We start from the raw sequence: 15,620 nt of genomic DNA on the forward strand, positions 1-15,620 counted from the left end.
CCACGGAACCCATCCCCATGTTCGATACGATTCTGCGTCACTGCAACCTGCCCGATGGCCGTACCGATGTCGATATCGGCATCGCCGATGGCCGGATTGCCGCCGTGGAGCCGCGGCTGGCGGCCACGGCCGGCGAGGAGTTGGACGCGGCCGGCCAGTTGGTGTCGCCGCCGTTCGTCGACGCGCATTTCCACATGGATTCGACGCTGTCGTACGGGCTGCCGCGCGTCAATGCGTCCGGCACGCTGCTGGAGGGCATCGCGCTATGGGGCGAGCTGAAGCCGATGCTGGCGCAGGAGGCCATCGTCGAGCGCGCGCTGGCCTACTGCGACTGGGCCGTGGCCAAGGGGCTGCGGGCGATCCGCTCGCATGTGGACGTCTGCGACCCACGCCTGCTGGCCACCGAGGCGCTGCTGCACGTGCGCGAACGGGTGCGTCCGTACCTGGACCTGCAACTGGTGGCGTTTCCGCAGGACGGGGTGCTGCGCGCGCCCGGCGCGCTGGATAACCTGCGGCGCGCGCTGGACATGGGCGTGGACGTGGTGGGCGGCATCCCCCATTTCGAGCGGACGATGGCTGACGGGGCGGCGTCCGTGAAGCTGCTGTGCGAGGAGGCGGCCCAGCGGGGGCTGCGCGTGGACATGCATTGCGACGAGAGCGACGACCCGCTGTCGCGCCATGTCGAGACGCTGGCCAGTGAATCGGTCCGGCTGGGGTTGCAGGGCCGGGTCACCGGGTCGCACCTGACGTCGATGCATTCGATGGACAACTACTACGTGTCCAAGCTGCTGCCGCTGATGCGCGAGGCGGGCGTGGCCGCCATCGCCAACCCGCTGATCAACATCACGCTGCAGGGTCGCCACGACAGCTACCCGAAGCGTCGCGGCATGACCCGCGTGCCGGAACTACTGGCCGCCGGCATCCCGGTGGCATTCGGCCACGACTGCGTGATGGACCCCTGGTACGGCCTGGGCTCGGGCGACATGCTGGAGGTGGCCCACATGGGCCTGCATGTGGCCCAGATGACCGGGCAGGACGGCATGCGCGCGTGCTTCCGGGCCGTGACGGAAACCCCGGCCACGATCCTGGGGCTGGAAGGCTACGGCCTGACGCCCGGCTGCCGCGCCGACCTGGTTCTGCTGCAGGCCCGCGACCCGGTCGAGGCCATCCGGCTGCGGGCCACGCGGCTGCTGGTGATGCGCGCGGGCAAGGTGCTGGCGCGCACGGCCCCGGCCACGGCCAACCTGTCGCTGCCGGGCCGGCCGGCCGAAGTCGACTTCCGGCTACACCGGGGCTGACGGTTTCCGATTTTTAAGGTTTCTGCGAAAAGGGTGTTGACAGCCCCCGGCCCGCTCAGCATAATCACGGTCTTCGCATCGCCGCAGCAATGCAGCGAGACGAAGCCCAGATGGCGGAATTGGTAGACGCACTAGGTTCAGGTCCTAGCGGTGGCAACACTGTGGAGGTTCGAGTCCTCTTCTGGGCACCATATTCAAGACCCTGCTCAATGAGCAGGGTCTTTTCATTTGTACGCCCAGAAAGGGCAGTCCTTGAGGACTGCCCGCGACGACTCGAAAAGGCTGGGCTTGCAAGCCCAGCCCGGGGTCGCGCCCGGGTGACCGAGTCCTCTTCTGGGCAATCTCTCGCGGACTCCTTCTCTCGTCCGACATCATCCAACTCATCCCTTTTCCCCCTGACGTCAGCCATTCAGGCGGCGGGCCATCGCACATTCGACGCTAACCGTCGCACGGCCTTTGACCTATGCTCAAGCTGATCGGGCATGCTTCCTACAACGCCCGACGAGGTGGTCGCCATGTCCGTACAGCTGATGTGCGGGAGAGAGGAGTGTGCCGGGCAATGGTCCGGCCGGGAGGGGCGCGTTTGCGCGCATCCCGGGCACGCCAGTCTCCCCCTTTATTTCGTACTCGCGCTGATGCTCAGCGCCGTGGTGCATGCCGAGGAGTCGATGGACGGCATGTCGGGCCGCGACGCGCTGGCGATGGCGTCCGTGACACCGGACGCGCCCGCGCTGGGTCCGCCGCCCGAGCCGCCGGCCGTGGCCGCCGCGCAGGCGCTGGACGCGCCGCCGTCGCTCGCGCCACCGCGCATGGCCATGCTCGACGACGGCCCGGACCTGCCCGTCCCCGTGCGCGCGTCGCGCAACCCGCCGGACGCGGCCGTCGATGCCGAACCGGTGACGATCAACCTCGCGTCGATCGACCGCGTGGTGGCCCGCTTCAGCAGCGCGCCACGTGCCCCGGCCGTTCATCTCGACGATGCCACCACCGCCACCGGCACGCTCGACAGCCGCGCGCGCAGCATGGCGCTGGCGCTGGACGCGCCGTTGTCGCGCAGTGGCAGTGGCCTGACCCTGCAGCCGCGTGTGGAGATGGCGTACCGGCCCGGCATGGCGCCGGTGCCCGGCAACTGGGACGCGCCGCCGGGCGCGGTCAGTGCCACGGGGCTCGCCGTGCGGCTCTACAGCGCGGCGCCGACGCGGCTCAATGGCGTGTATCCGTTCGTCGAGGCCGACTGGTGGCAGGACAGCCGCACGAAGTCGATCAACATCAACGGCACGCGGATCGACACCGACCTGCTGCGCGGCATGTTCTCGTTCAATGTCGGCGCCCACAGCAACTCGCCCACCGGGCTCAAGCTCTGGGTCAAGGCACGCGGCGGCCGCAACGCGGGGGGCACGGTGGGCGCCAGGTACCGATGGTGACGCGCCGCGCCGGCCGCTCCACATCCCGCTGCAAAAAGCACTTGCGAATGCGACGAATTGCGATACAATGCGTCCCTCGCGTGCGGCTGTAGCTCAGTTGGATAGAGTACTTGGCTACGAACCAAGGGGTCGTGGGTTCGAATCCTGCCAGCCGCGCCACTTATATAGAAGGGCTTCCAGCAATGGAAGCCCTTCGTCATTTCCGGCGCCCGCAGCGCGCCCGGCCGCTGGACAAAGGCGCCGCGTGACGCCTGTCCGACATGGCGGCGCAGCCCGCCGCAGCCCCCGCCATACCAGTGTTCGATATCCCCCGGAACGGTCCGCAGGGGTCATTGACAGCCGCCAAGCCGCAGGCACATCATTCGTTCGGAATAGATGCGCCTCCGGAGCAACACGCGCCCCCCGGCACGTTCAGCGGTTGTTCCCGAAAGGTCGCCACCACACTGGGAAACGGGGTCATGAACCTATCGATACGCCAACTGGCAAGCGTGCTCGCGCTTGCCGTCTGTCTTTCCGCCTGCACGACCACGCCCGAGCCCGTCGCCGCGCCTGCCGCCGAGCAGCCGCCCTCCGACCAGGCCATGAAGACGTTGTCGGCGGACGTGTTCACCTATGGCTATCCGCTCGTGCTGATGGACGTCACCCGCGAGGTGATGACGGCCCGGACGCCTGCCAACAGCTTCAACCATCATCGCGCGCTGCCCGACGCGGCGCTGGCCAGCGGCGTCAGCGCCAATGCCGATACGCTGATTTCCACGGCCTGGGTCGATGTGTCGGCCGAGCCGGTGGTGCTGAGCGTGCCGGACACCGGCGGCCGCTACTACGTGATGCAGATGGTCGACGCCTGGACCAACGTGTTCGCGGCGCCGGGCAAGCGCACCACCGGCACCCGGCGCGGCGCGTTCGCGATTGTCGGGCCGGACTGGCGGGGCACGCTGCCCAAGGGCGTGACCGAGGTGCGCGCGCCGACCGGCATGGTCTGGCTGATCGGCCGCTTCCAGACCAACGGCAAGGGCGACTACGGCAACGTCCATCGCCTGCAGGACCAGTTGCGGCTGGTGCAGCTGTCCGCCTGGCGCAAGGGTAATCGCAACCCGCCGCCGGCCATGCCGCGCGTGGGGCTGATCGACACCGAGACCCCACCCGCCGAGCAGGTGGCGGCCATGGACGCCCAGGCGTTCTTCAGCCGCATGGCGGCGCTGCTGCAGACCAATCCGCCGGGCCCTGACGACGTGGCGATGCTGGAGAAGATGCAGCGGATGGACATCAAGGCCGGCGAACCGTTCAAGACCACGGTGCTGGAGCCGTCCACCGCGCGCGCCGTGCAGGAGGGCGCCACGGCGGCGCTGGCCGCCATCACCGTGGAGGCCCGCAAGAACGCGGCCGGCAATTCGGGCTGGCGCGTGCAGCGCGACGCCGGCAACTACGGCGCCGACTACGCCCGCCGCGCCGCGGTGGCCATGTCCGGCCTGGGCGCCAACCTGCCCGAGGACGCCGTCTACCCCATCGCCCGCGCCGACGCCACCGGCCGCCCGTTCGACGGCGGCAGCCGCTACGTGCTCCATTTCGAGAAAGGCGAGCTCCCGCCGGCCAAGGCGTTCTGGTCGCTGAGCGCATACAACGACAAGCAGGCACTTGTCGCAAATCCGTTGCAACGCTACTCGATCGGCAGCCGCGACCGCCTGCGCTACAACCGCGACGGATCGCTCGACATCTTCATCCAGTACGAACGCCCGGCCGCGAACCAGGTAGCCAACTGGCTGCCCGCCCCGCCTGACGCCTTCAACCTGATGATGCGCGCCTACTGGCCCGACCAGGTACTGCTGGACGGCAAGTGGATGCCCCCGCCGGTGCAGCGCGTGAACTGAACCGGCGGTGGTGTGGTTGGAAAGAAGCCCTTCCTGGTGGGAAGGGCTTTTTCTTTTTGCGCTATCTCAAATTGGCAAGGGGCGATGCATAGCTGTTCGCTGAAAGCTGGGTCGGCCTAGGAAGGCGTCAAATCACCCGGACGTCGTGACGCGCACGCTAACTCCGTTCTGAAGTGGAAGAAGGAGTAACGATGCAATCCCCCAAATTCAAGCGTCTGACATGGTTGCTGGCCGCGGTCGGCATTGCCGGATGTTCCGGTGACGACTCGGCGCCCGTGTCGACCGTGACGCCGGCGTGTACTGACTGTGGTGCGCTGGCGCCGACGCTCTATGCCGGCCGGGGTACTGGTGTATGGGCCTACACCAATGCCAGCGACCAGCCGGTCACAGTTCCGGTGGCCATCGGCACGCTGCCCGGCAATGACGTGACGCTGGTGTTCTCGAACGATAGTGGCCAGCCGCTGTCGCAGCCGCAGTCGGAGCCGGTGTCGCCAACCGCGGCACAGCCGTCACCGGCGCCGGCGCAGGTGCCGCAGATGGCGATGAACCGCGTCGCGGTGGCCTATGCCGGGGTGTCGACGGCCGACCGGATCCGGGCGTTCAACACGCGCGGATTTATCGAGCGGCTGGAGCGGCTCAAGGCGCGCAAGGGTGCGCCGCCGATGGCGGCCGATACGCTGGACGGCGGATCGCGGCTGCCCAGCGTCATCGACAGCCAGCCCGGCGCGGAGCGGCCCTGGTACACCGACGATGGCGAGCCGCGCGATACCACGCTGCGCCGCCAGACGACCACGCGCGACGGCGTGGTCGTCAACGTCTGGCTGGAGGACAGCGCGTACGGGCCCGGCCAGGTGACCGACGCCATGCTCGATGCAATCGCGACGATCTATGCTCGTCGCGACGGGATCCACGATTTCCTGGTCGACATCGGCGGGCCGATGTGGGGCCCGCACACCGAGTCGGACCTGATCGCGCCGGACCGCCAGCCGGTCAACATCGTGCTGCTGCGGCTGGCCGAGGAGGGCACCGCCGGCTACTTCCTGGCTGCCAACGCGTTTGTCAACGAGCCGGGGACGGAGACATCGACCAGCAACGAGGCCGTCGCGGTGTTCCTGAATACCGCCACGCTGTCCGGCGACAGGCCAGACGGGATGAGAACCACGATCCAGACGCTGGTCCACGAATCGCTGCACATGCAGAATTTCTACCGCCGGCCGGTGCGGCTTGGCGCCGACTACGCGCTGGCCGACTGGCTGGACGAGGGCTCGGCCGTCATGGTGCAGGACTATGCGACCCACATCCTTGGCGACGGATACAACGAGGTGCGCGACTACCGCCTGCCGCAGTACCTGACCACGCCGATGTATGGCTGCAGCGTGACGGTGTGGCCGAAGGCCGGTGACGCGTGCGACGGCTATGGGGTCTGGGGGGCGTGGGGCGGCTTCCTGAACCGGCAGCTCGGCATGCCGTTCTTCCGCAAGCTGCTCAACGACAGCACGCACACCGCGTCCGAGCAGGTGCTGGACGCGGCCATCCGTGCGGTGCGGCCGGAATCGGGCATGGTGCCCGAACTGCGTCGCTGGGCAGCCAGTGTCGGCGCGCTGGTGCCTGCGGCGGCCGTGCCCGGCGGCTACGGCTATCCGGCGCGCACCGACGCCGACTACCCGCTGCCCGCCATCGACCTGCAGACCCAGGTCGCCACGCGCAAGCTGCCCGCAGAGCTACAGGACAAGCTGGCGCCGTATGCGATGGCGCCAGTCGTGCGGCGTCAGGTCAAGGGGACGTACCGGGAGAGCGTGACGGTGCCGCCGCGCACCACCTTGTCGGTGGTGATCCACGACGGCAAGGTGTAAGCCCGCCGTCAGAAGCGGTACCGCACCCCGGCATAGAACGCGCGGCCGACGCCGGGGTAGAACACCGACGTGTTGGCCGTGCGCGCGTCGGTGACGGTGCTGAAGTCGCTGATGTAGCGCTTGTCGGCCAGGTTGCGGGCGTCGAGGAACAGCGTCACGCCGCGCTCGAATTCGTAGCTGGCCTCGATGCCGAACAGCACGTACGACGGCACCTTGAGCGTGTTGGCGTAGTCGACATAGGCGCCGCTGGGCACCCAGTCGATCGTGCCGGCCACGCGCAGGCGGCTGTTGCGGCTGTAGGCCAGCGTGGTGCGCAGCACGTGTTTCGGCACCCCGGCGATGCGGTTGTTGCCGTACACCGGGTCGTTGTCGAAGCGAAAGTCGCTGTAGTTCCAGATCTGCGACACGGTCACCTTGTCGCCCCGGGCGGCCACGTCGCGCAGCAGCTCGGCGCTGGCGCCCAGTTCCACCCCCTGCAGCACCGTCTTGCCGGCGTTGAACGTCGATGCCGGGATGTCGGCGCTGACCGTGTACTGCAGCAACTGGTCGCGCAGCAGCGACCGGTAGGCGGTCACGTCCCAGGCAAAGCGATCCCACTTGCCGCGCGTGCCCAGTTCCAGCGTCCAGCCGTGCTGGGCGGCCAGCGGCACGAACTGCTGCGTGGTGCCGATGGTCTGGTTCAGGTCCGAGAAGTCCGGCACGTCGGCGCTGCGCGTGATGTCGACGAACGCCTGGATGTCTGGCTTCGGCTCCCACAGCACGCCAAACTTCGGGTTGACGCCGCTGAACGTGGTGGCGTCCGACTTGGCGGCGGGGTTGGCCGGCAGGCCGCCGAAGTCGGTGTACTCGCGCCGGTTGCGGTAGGCCTTGGCGCCGGCCATCAGCGCCAGGGTGGGCAGCACGTACAGGCGGTCTTCCAGGTACGCCTCGTAGTTGTAGGCGTCCTGCCGGGCGTTCAGCGTCTGCGCGCCCCGGTCTCCATTCACGTTGACGTACTGCCGCGCGTTGTTGTTGCCGCCGAAGAACCGCGCGCCGGCGATCAGCTGGTTGCGCATGCCGCCCAGCGTGAACGTGCCGGTGTAGCGCGGCGCGAACCCGTAGGTCCAGCTGTCCTGGTCCACCACCTGGAAGATCGGGTGGTACAGGCTCTTGTGGATGCCCCACGTCGTGAAGTCGATCTGGCCGTTGTCGAGCCGGATGCTGGTGACGTTGGCCAGCCGCTCGGTGCGGGTGTTGCGCGCCTGGTCGCCCGCCAGCGCGCTGGCCGACGCCATGCGCGGCGTGGTCAGTGCCTGGTTCAGCGTCAGCGCGCCGGGCAGCAACTGGTCGACGATGTAGGCGCCGAAGTAGAACCGCGTCTCCACGGCCGGGCTGAAGCGGTAGCCCACGTTGGCGTTGATCTGCTCGTACTGGCCGCGCTCGTGGTTGCGCCAGCCTTCGGCGTGGCTGACCGTGGCGTTGGCCAGGAAGTCCCACTGGCCGATCTGGCGCGAGACTTGCCCGCTGCCGCGGATCGTGCCGAAGCTGCCGCCGTCCACGCGCACCATGTTGGGCGCCTCGGCGGTCAGCGCGGTGGGCGTGGTGAAGTTGATCGCCCCGCCCAGCGTGGTGCTGCCGTAGGCCAGGCCGTTGCCGCCCTTGTAGACCTCGGCGGCGGTCAGCGACAGCGGATCGATCTGGTAGAAGTCGCCGCTGCCATCGGCAAAGTTGGTCGGCACGCCGTCCTGCAGGATCTCGATGCCGCGCGTGTGAAACCCGCGTGCCACGCCGGAGCCGCGCACCGACAGCCGCAGTTCCTGGCCGTAGCGGTCCTGCACGTAGACGCCGGGCGAGTCCTTCAGCACGTCGCGCAAGTCGTACGCATAGGTGTTGGCAAACGACTGCGCCTCGACAAAGCCGACCGAGCCGGCTGACTGGAACAGCGACTGGCGCTGCCGGGCCAGGCCCGGCGCGGTCAGCGAGCCGACGGCCTGGGCGGTGGCGGTAACGGTGGGAAGGGTCTGGATGGATGAAGATTCCGCGCCGGGGACCGTAGCGGACTGGGCAAACGCCGCGCCGGTCAGCGCGGCGGCAGGCAGCACCGCAACGCGGCGCCAAGGTGTGGCTAGTTTCATTCGCTGGGTCGAGTCCCACGCCAGAGGCCGGCGTGGCTCGCATGTTCTTGTTTGGCTCGACCCGAAGCATACGAAGACGCACGCCGCCGCGCCATGCGACACAGCGACGCAACGTGCGCTTCAGCGCATAAGCTCAGCCGGTTTGCGTCGGCCTACAGCGCCGCCTGCCCGGCGCACGACGGCCCGCAGGCGGCGCCGTGCACATGGCTGCCGGCGGCATGCGCCACGCCCGCCGCCGGCCGGCTGGCGCGCTTCCACTGGGTGCCCGCCTGTCCGGCCAGCGTCTGCCGCAGCGCGCGGGCCGCGCTGACCATGTTGGCCAGGGCTGCTTCTGTCTCGGGCCAGCCGCGCGTCTTCAGTCCGCAGTCGGGGTTGACCCACAGCCGTTCCGGCGGAATCACCTCGCAGGCGCGCTCCAGCAGCCGGGTCATGGCGGCCACGGTTGGCACGCGCGGCGAATGGATGTCGTAGACGCCCGGCCCGATCTCGTTCGGGTAGTCGAACGCGCCAAAGCCTTCCAGCAGTTCCATGGCCGAGCGCGAGGTCTCGATCGTGATCACGTCGGCGTCCATCGCGGCGATGGCGGGCAGGATGTCGTTGAACTCGGCGTAGCACATGTGGGTGTGGATCTGCGTTGCGTCGCCCACGCCCGACGCCGACAGCCGGAACGCCTGGACCGCCCACTCCAGGTACGCGGTCCAGTCCGCCTGCCGTAGCGGCAGCCCCTCGCGCAGCGCCGGTTCGTCGATCTGGATCACGCGGATACCGGCCGCTTCCAGGTCGCACACCTCGTCGCGGATGGCCAGCGCCAGTTGGCGGGCGGTCTGCGCGCGCGGCTGGTCGTCGCGCACGAACGACCACTGCAGCATCGTCACGGGGCCGGTCAGCATGCCCTTCATCGGCTTGTCGGTCAGCGACTGGGCGAAGCGAGCGGTGTCGACGGTCATCGGCTCCGGCCGGTAGACGTCGCCAAAGATCACGGGCGGCTTGACGCAGCGCGAGCCGTAGCTCTGCACCCAGCCGTTCTCGGTGAACGCATAGCCGCAAAGCTGCTCGCCGAAGTACTCGACCATGTCGTTGCGCTCGGCCTCGCCGTGGACCAGCACGTCCAGGCCCAGCGCCTCCTGCTTGCGCACGGCCAGCTCGATCTCGCCGCGAATGCGTTCCAGATACTCCAGCGCGCCGATGTCGCCGCGCTTGTAGGCGGCGCGGGTCTGGCGGATGGCGGGCGTCTGCGGGAACGATCCGATCGTCGTGGTGGGCAGCGGCGGCAGCTTCAGCGCGTCGCGTTGCCGCACGATGCGATGGTCGAACGGGCTGGCGCGCTCGGCCATGTCGGCCGTCACGGCGGCCAGGCGCTTCTGTACCTGCTGGTTCACCACGCGGCGCGAGGTGCGGCGCGATGCCAGCGCGGCATCGGCGGCGGCCAGCTTGTCCGCCACGGCGGCCTCGCCATGCACGAGCGCGGTGGACAGCGTGTGCAACTCGTCGAGCTTCTCGGTGGCGAAGGCCAGCCAGCTTCGGAGTTCGGGATCGAGCCGCGTCTCGGCGTCCAGCGACACCGGCACGTGCAGCAGCGAGCAGGACGGCGCCAGCCAGAGCCGGTCGCCCAGCCTCGCGTGCAGCGGCGCCACCGTGGCCAGCACCTTGCGCAGGTCGGCGCGCCAGATGTTGCGGCCGTCGATCACACCGGCCGACAGCACGGCCGTGGCCGGCAGCACGGCCAGCCACGCCGGCAGTTGCTGCGGGGCGCGCACGAGATCGATATGAAAGCCGTGGACCGGCAGCGTGGCCACGCGGGCGGCGTGGTCCTCGGCGGTGTCGAAGTAGGTCGCCAGCAGCAGCTTGACGCCGCTATCGGCCAGCGCCGCGTAGGCGTGGTCGTAGGCGTCGCGCCAGGCGGGCGGCAGGTCCAGGCACAGCGCGGGCTCGTCGATCTGGACCCATTCGATGCCGCGGGCGTGCAGTTGCGACAGGATGCGCCGATACGCTGCCACCACCTTCGGCAGCAGCGTCAGGCGGTCGAATCCGGCCACGTGGGACTTGGACAGCCACAGGTAGGTCACCGGCCCGATCAGCGCCGGACGCACCGGCAGGCCCTGCGCCAGCGCCTCGTCGATGTCGTCGAAGAACCACGTCGTGCCGCCATCAAACCTGCTGTCGGCGTCCAGTTCCGGGACGATGTAGTGGTAGTTGGTATCGAACCACTTGGTCATTTCCATGGCCGGCTGCTCGGCGTTGCCGCGGGCCAGCGCGAAGTACTGCGCCAGCGTCAGCGCGGCGGCATCGAAGCCGAAGCGGGCGGGCAGGGCGCCCAGCAGCGTGGTCAGCCCCAGCATCTGGTCGTACCAGGCAAAGTCGCCGGCCGCGACCGTGGCCAGCCCGGCATCGGCCTGCAACTGCCAGTGGCGGCGGCGCAGCGTGGCGCCGGTTTCGCGCAGGGCGGCCTCCGAGGTCTCGCCGCGCCAGAACGCTTCTTGCGCGAACTTCAACTCGCGCCGTGCGCCGATGCGCGGAAATCCCAAAACGTGTGTCTGTGCCATGCCTGTGCTCCGGTGATGTCTGTCGTGGCGCACAGTGTCGATTCCCGGCTAGAATGAATCAAGCGAGATGTTTTAAACAAAGTATGAATTTCATTCAAGTCACAGGGGTGGGGCGATGATCGAGGTCCGGCATTTCCGGTCGCTGGTGGCCATTGCCGATTCGGGCAAGCTCGCCACGGCCGCCGAGCGCGTGCATGTGAGCCAGTCGGCGTTGTCGCACCAGATCAAGGCCATCGAGGCGCACTACGGCATGGCGCTGTTCGATCGCACGCGGCAAGGGCTGCGCTTCACGCCGGCCGGGGAACGGCTGCTGGCGCTGGCGCGCGAGGCGCTGGCCGCCATCAGCGCCGCCGAGCGCGACCTGCTGCGCCTGAAGAGCGATACCCGGGGCGAACTGCGCGTGGTGCTGGAGTGCCACACCTGCTTCGACTGGCTGATGCCCGTAATGGACGAATTCCGACGCCGATGGCCCGAAGTCGAAATCGACCTCGTGGCCGGCTTTCATGCCGATCCGCTGGCGCTGTTGGCGCAGGGCAAGGCGGACATGGTGATCGGGTCGAAGCCGCCGTCCAAGCGCGGGCTGGCGGTGGCGCCGCTGTTCCGTTTCGAGATCCTGGCGGTCATCGCCAACGAGCACCGGCTGCGCAACAAGCGGCGCATCGAGGCTGCCGACCTGGCGGGCGAGACGCTGATTACCTACCCGGTGCCCGAAACCCGCATCGACCTGATCCGCGAGGTGCTGGAGCCGGCCGGCATCCACCTGGAACGGCGCACGGCCGAGCTGACCGTGGCGGTGCTGCAACTGGTGGCCAGCCGCCGCGGCGTGGCCGCGCTGCCCAACTGGGGCGTCAAGAACTACGTCGATCACGACTACGTGCTGGCCAAGCGCATCGGCGCCAAGGGCCTGTGGAGCGAGCTCTATGCCGTGCTGCCGGTGGCGATGGCGGACCGGCCGTACGTGGGCGATTTCGTGTCGATCGTGCGCGAAACGTGCGCGGCCGAGCTGGACGGCATCGAGCTGCTGGACGACGCCGGGCCGTCAGGCGGCTAGCGGCTCCTTGGCCTCGGCGGCATCGACATCGTCAGAAAATTCCGCATCGACGATGTCCAGGTCCACGCCGTGGGCCACCCGACGCACGAACAGTTCGAGCAGTTCCGCGGCCGGCGCCGCGCAGTGCAGCCGCACGGCATTGGCCCGGCTGGCGTCGAAATGCATTTGCGCGAGCGACAGGCCGGTGCGACGGGCGTTGGCCAATACCCATTCCAGGCTGCCGAAGATGTCGGCATTGTCGAGTTGCAGGGAAAGGTGCAGGGCAGGCATGGCGGGTCCGGTTCGTGGCGCGAAGTGATTCGCTAGGTGTCCGGTAAATCTACCAGCCGGGCGGCGGAATGGGCTTCTGAATTTTCTCCATTCTGATTCGAAATGGAGAAGGAATGCGTGGTTCGGCGTATATTTACGGAGAATTCTTTTTTCCTTGCCGACAACCTCGTGACAAACGTTCCCAAACTCGATGACATGGACCGCCGCATCCTGCGCGAACTGCGCCGGGATGGACGGATTTCGAACGCCAAGCTGGCCGAGCGCGTCGGCCTGTCCGCCACGCCTTGCTGGAACCGCGTGAAGGCCCTGGAAGATGCCGGGGTCATCAGCGGCTACGCGGCGCTGCTGAACCAGAAGGCGCTGGGCCTGCCCGACACGGTATTGATCGAAGTGACGTTGGATCGACATGACGACGACATGCTTCACCGCTTTGGCGAGGCGCTGGCCGAATTGCCCGAAGTGCTGGAAGCCCACCTGCTGACGGGCGAGTACGACTACCTGATCAAGGTGGCGGTGGCCGGCACCGAGGGCTACGAGGAGTTCCTGCGCCACAAGCTCTACAAGCTGCCCGGCCTGCGGCACAGCCACTCGACGTTCGTGTTGCGGACGCTGAAGCGCGAGCCGTCGGTCCAGCCGTGAGCCCGGGGCGGCGGGCGGCACTGTTCATCCCGATATCAGCAGCATAGAATGCTGACCACCTCCCTTCCCACAAGCCAATCATGCTGGACATCGACCTCGACGCCACGGATATCCGGATCCTGGGCGAACTGCAGCGTGACGGCAGCCTGACCAACGTCGAGCTGGCCAGCCGCATCAACCTGTCCCCGTCGCCTTGCCTGGCGCGCGTCAAGCGGCTGGAGAAGATCGGCGTGATTTCGCGGCGGGTGACGTTGCTGGACGCGCGGCGGCTGGGTCTCAAGGTGGTGGTCTTTATCTCGGTGTCGCTGGACAAGCAGCGGCGTGAGACGCTGGACACGTTCGAGCGCAAGATCGGGGCGCTGCCGCAGGTGATGGAGTGCTACCTGATGTCGGGCGACGCCGACTACCTGCTGCGCGTGGTGGTGCCGGACGTGGAAGCGCTGGAACGGCTGATCATCGACCACATCACGCGCATTCCCGGCGTGGCCAACATCCGCTCCAGCTTCGCGCTCAAGCAGGTGCTGTACAGCACGGCGCTGCCGCTGGGCTGACCGGGCCGGCCTACAGCCGCGCCTGCACCGCCGCCCGCAACGCGGGCAACAGCTCGGCTTCGAACCACGGGTGCTGACGCATCCACATCACGACCCGCCACGACGGGTGGGGCAGCGGGAATACGCCCGGCCCGTGGCGCCGGAAGTCCTCCACCTGGGCTGTCATCGACGTCCCGGCCGGCGTCGGCAGATAGGCGGCCTGCGCGTAGCTGCCGACCAGCAGCGTCAGACGGTCAGCGGGCAGGCATTCCAGCACGCGCGCATGCCAGCGCGGCGCGCACTCCTTGCGGGGCGGCAGGTCGCCGCTCCTGCCCTTGCCCGGATAGCAGAACCCCATCGGCATGATGGCGACGCGCGACGCGTCGTAGAACGTGTCCTTGTCGATGCCCATCCAGTCGCGCAGGCGGTCGCCGCTGGGATCGTCGAACGGCACGCCGCTGGCATGCACGCGCGATCCCGGCGCCTGGCCGATGACAAGGATGCGGGCGGTGGCGCTGAACTGCAGCACCGGGCGCGGCCCGGCGGCCAGATCGGCGGCGCAGTGGGTGCAATCGGCAATCTCGCGCCGCAGGGACGCGATGACACCTTGGGCGCGGTGGGGGGACTTCATCGTGGCAAGCGGATTCCGTGGCGTGTGCGTATATTACGAGGCTCGATGCATTGCGATGGAACACGACCATGACGACACAAACCGAAACCGCGATCCTGGCCGGCGGCTGCTTCTGGGGCATGCAGGACCTGCTGCGCCGCTACCCCGGCGTGCTGACCACGCGCGTGGGCTATACCGGCGGCGACGTGCCCAATGCCACGTACCGCAACCACGGCACCCATGCGGAGGGGATCGAGATCGTGTTCGATCCCGGCCAGATCAGCTACCGCCAGATCCTCGAATTCTTCTTCCAGATCCACGATCCGACCACGCGGAACCGGCAGGGCAACGACGTCGGCACCAGCTACCGCTCGGCCATCTTCTACCGCGACGACGCCCAGAAGCGCGTGGCCGAGCAGACCGTGGCCGACGTGAACGCGTCGGGCCTCTGGCCCGGCAAGGTCGTCACGGAGATCGTGCCGGCCGGCCCGTTCTGGGAAGCGGAGCCCGAGCATCAGGACTATCTGGAACGGATTCCCAACGGCTATACCTGCCACTTCATCCGGCCGGGCTGGAAGCTGCCGCAGCAGGGCTAGCCGCCGGGCGCTCGACCAGCGCGTCGAGCGGCACCCCGAGCGCCGTGGCCAGGGCCCGCAGCACGTCCACGCTGCCGTCGCGCTTGCGGGTTTCGATCTGGCTCAGGTAGGGCTTGCTGAGGCCGGCGGCCGTGGCCAGCGCGTCCTGGGTCAGGCGGCGGTGCATGCGCCACGCCTTGACCGGATGGTCGCCGGCCAGCAGCGCGTCCACCACGGCGGACGGCACGCGAAAGCCGTCGTCGGCCGCCACGGCGGCGTCGTGAAGCAGCACGTCTTCGGCATCCTCGACGAGTTCGCGGACCCGCTCCCAGATGTCGATCGGCACGATCGCGTACTCGCGTTGGCCGTCACGCTCGATGAATTGGATGGCGTTCATGAATAGGCACTCCCACGGGATTTGACGGTCAGCACCACGATCACCAGTTGCCCGGCCTCGATCCTGTACACGACGCGCCAGTCGCCCACGCGGAGCCGGAAGGCATCCCGGCCCGCAAGTTTCCTGACGTTCTGGTTCGGCGCGTACGGATTGGCCGCCAGCAAGTCGATCTTGGCGCGGATGTTGGCGGCAATGTTTCGTGGCATCGCCAACAACTGCTGTGTAGCCTGTCTGGTGAAGTCGATCGTGTGCTGCATCCCGAGGTTAGCATAAAGCTAATTCATTGCAAACAAAGTTTGCTGTATCCGGGGGGCGGCTTGACGGTCGAGGGCAATGTAGCGGACGGTTCGGCGGCGCGTCCATCCCTCGGCGCCAGAATCAGAATTGTCTGCTGGCTGTCAGGAAGGCTGTACGTTTATACAGTATAGTTACGGCACCTCCGCCTCCG

The 15,620-nt window shown here is 68.1% G+C and carries 14 protein-coding genes and 2 tRNA genes; 10 read left to right on the forward strand and 6 right to left on the reverse strand.

Annotated features, from left to right (window positions below):
• Positions 1-17 precede the first annotated feature (17 nt).
• From EPAKOI_RS19215 to EPAKOI_RS19240, 6 genes are all read left to right on the forward strand, one after another.
• Positions 18-1,298 (forward strand): amidohydrolase family protein, encoded by a 1,281-nt coding sequence (locus tag EPAKOI_RS19215; RefSeq protein WP_423194325.1) that lies wholly within the window; start codon positions 18-20, stop codon positions 1,296-1,298.
• Between the two features lie 104 nt (positions 1,299-1,402).
• Positions 1,403-1,489, forward strand: a tRNA-Leu gene (locus EPAKOI_RS19220).
• Positions 1,490-1,933: 444 nt separating this feature from the next.
• Positions 1,934-2,722: a hypothetical protein gene (locus EPAKOI_RS19225; RefSeq protein WP_253700238.1), complete on the forward strand. Its 789-nt coding sequence runs from the start codon at positions 1,934-1,936 to the stop codon at positions 2,720-2,722.
• An 82-nt stretch (positions 2,723-2,804) separates the two neighbouring features.
• Positions 2,805-2,881 (forward strand) — tRNA-Arg (locus EPAKOI_RS19230).
• 299 nt (positions 2,882-3,180) lie between these two features.
• Positions 3,181-4,590 (forward strand): DUF1254 domain-containing protein, encoded by a 1,410-nt coding sequence (locus EPAKOI_RS19235; protein WP_423194326.1) that lies wholly within the window; start codon positions 3,181-3,183, stop codon positions 4,588-4,590.
• A gap of 191 nt (positions 4,591-4,781) precedes the next feature.
• Positions 4,782-6,443 carry a M30 family zinc metallopeptidase gene (locus EPAKOI_RS19240; protein ID WP_423194327.1) on the forward strand — a complete coding sequence of 554 codons (1,662 nt, stop codon included), beginning with the start codon at positions 4,782-4,784 and terminating at the stop codon, positions 6,441-6,443.
• 8 nt (positions 6,444-6,451) lie between these two features.
• Here EPAKOI_RS19240 and EPAKOI_RS19245 read toward each other — a convergent pair whose 3' ends face one another.
• Together EPAKOI_RS19245 and metE are read right to left on the reverse strand one after the other, a co-directional pair.
• Entirely contained in the window at positions 6,452-8,557 is a 2,106-nt protein-coding gene (locus EPAKOI_RS19245; protein WP_423194328.1) for a TonB-dependent receptor family protein, read from the reverse strand.
• Between the two features lie 152 nt (positions 8,558-8,709).
• Positions 8,710-11,100: a 5-methyltetrahydropteroyltriglutamate--homocysteine S-methyltransferase gene (gene metE, locus EPAKOI_RS19250; protein WP_423194329.1), complete on the reverse strand. Its 2,391-nt coding sequence runs from the start codon at positions 11,098-11,100 to the stop codon at positions 8,710-8,712.
• Between the two features lie 115 nt (positions 11,101-11,215).
• Here metE and EPAKOI_RS19255 point away from each other — a divergent pair, with 115 nt between their 5' ends.
• On the forward strand, positions 11,216-12,151 hold the full coding sequence (locus EPAKOI_RS19255) for a LysR family transcriptional regulator (RefSeq protein WP_313836744.1): 936 nt from the start codon (positions 11,216-11,218) through the stop codon (positions 12,149-12,151).
• Here the strand turns inward: EPAKOI_RS19255 and EPAKOI_RS19260 are convergent.
• Complete coding sequence (locus tag EPAKOI_RS19260) at positions 12,140-12,421, reverse strand: AsnC family transcriptional regulator (RefSeq protein WP_423194330.1); 282 nt, start codon at positions 12,419-12,421, stop codon at positions 12,140-12,142. The genes EPAKOI_RS19255 and EPAKOI_RS19260 overlap by 12 nt on opposite strands.
• Positions 12,422-12,589: 168 nt before the next feature.
• On the opposite strand from EPAKOI_RS19260, the gene EPAKOI_RS19265 reads away from it, so the two are divergent.
• Positions 12,590-13,060, forward strand: coding sequence for an Lrp/AsnC family transcriptional regulator (locus tag EPAKOI_RS19265; protein ID WP_124686657.1), 471 nt, complete (start codon positions 12,590-12,592; stop codon positions 13,058-13,060).
• 80 nt (positions 13,061-13,140) lie between these two features.
• Positions 13,141-13,611: an Lrp/AsnC family transcriptional regulator gene (locus EPAKOI_RS19270; RefSeq protein WP_124686656.1), complete on the forward strand. Its 471-nt coding sequence runs from the start codon at positions 13,141-13,143 to the stop codon at positions 13,609-13,611.
• Between the two features lie 10 nt (positions 13,612-13,621).
• Here EPAKOI_RS19270 and EPAKOI_RS19275 read toward each other — a convergent pair whose 3' ends face one another.
• Positions 13,622-14,221, reverse strand: coding sequence for a uracil-DNA glycosylase family protein (locus EPAKOI_RS19275; RefSeq protein ID WP_423194331.1), 600 nt, complete (start codon positions 14,219-14,221; stop codon positions 13,622-13,624).
• Positions 14,222-14,289: 68 nt separating this feature from the next.
• On the opposite strand from EPAKOI_RS19275, the gene msrA reads away from it, so the two are divergent.
• Positions 14,290-14,796, forward strand: coding sequence for a peptide-methionine (S)-S-oxide reductase MsrA (msrA, locus tag EPAKOI_RS19280; protein ID WP_124686654.1), 507 nt, complete (start codon positions 14,290-14,292; stop codon positions 14,794-14,796).
• Here the strand turns inward: msrA and EPAKOI_RS19285 are convergent.
• On the reverse strand, positions 14,759-15,172 hold the full coding sequence (locus tag EPAKOI_RS19285; protein WP_124686653.1) for a helix-turn-helix domain-containing protein: 414 nt from the start codon (positions 15,170-15,172) through the stop codon (positions 14,759-14,761). The genes msrA and EPAKOI_RS19285 overlap by 38 nt on opposite strands.
• A complete protein-coding gene (locus EPAKOI_RS19290) occupies positions 15,169-15,429 on the reverse strand; it encodes a type II toxin-antitoxin system RelE family toxin (protein ID WP_124686652.1) in 261 nt (86 codons plus the stop codon). Before EPAKOI_RS19290 ends, EPAKOI_RS19285 begins: the two co-directional genes overlap by 4 nt.
• Between the last annotated feature and the right edge of the window lie 191 nt (positions 15,430-15,620).

The sequence above is a fragment of the Cupriavidus sp. H18C2 genome (genome assembly GCF_049393795.1).
Lineage (GTDB): Bacteria > Pseudomonadota > Gammaproteobacteria > Burkholderiales > Burkholderiaceae > Cupriavidus > Cupriavidus pauculus_C.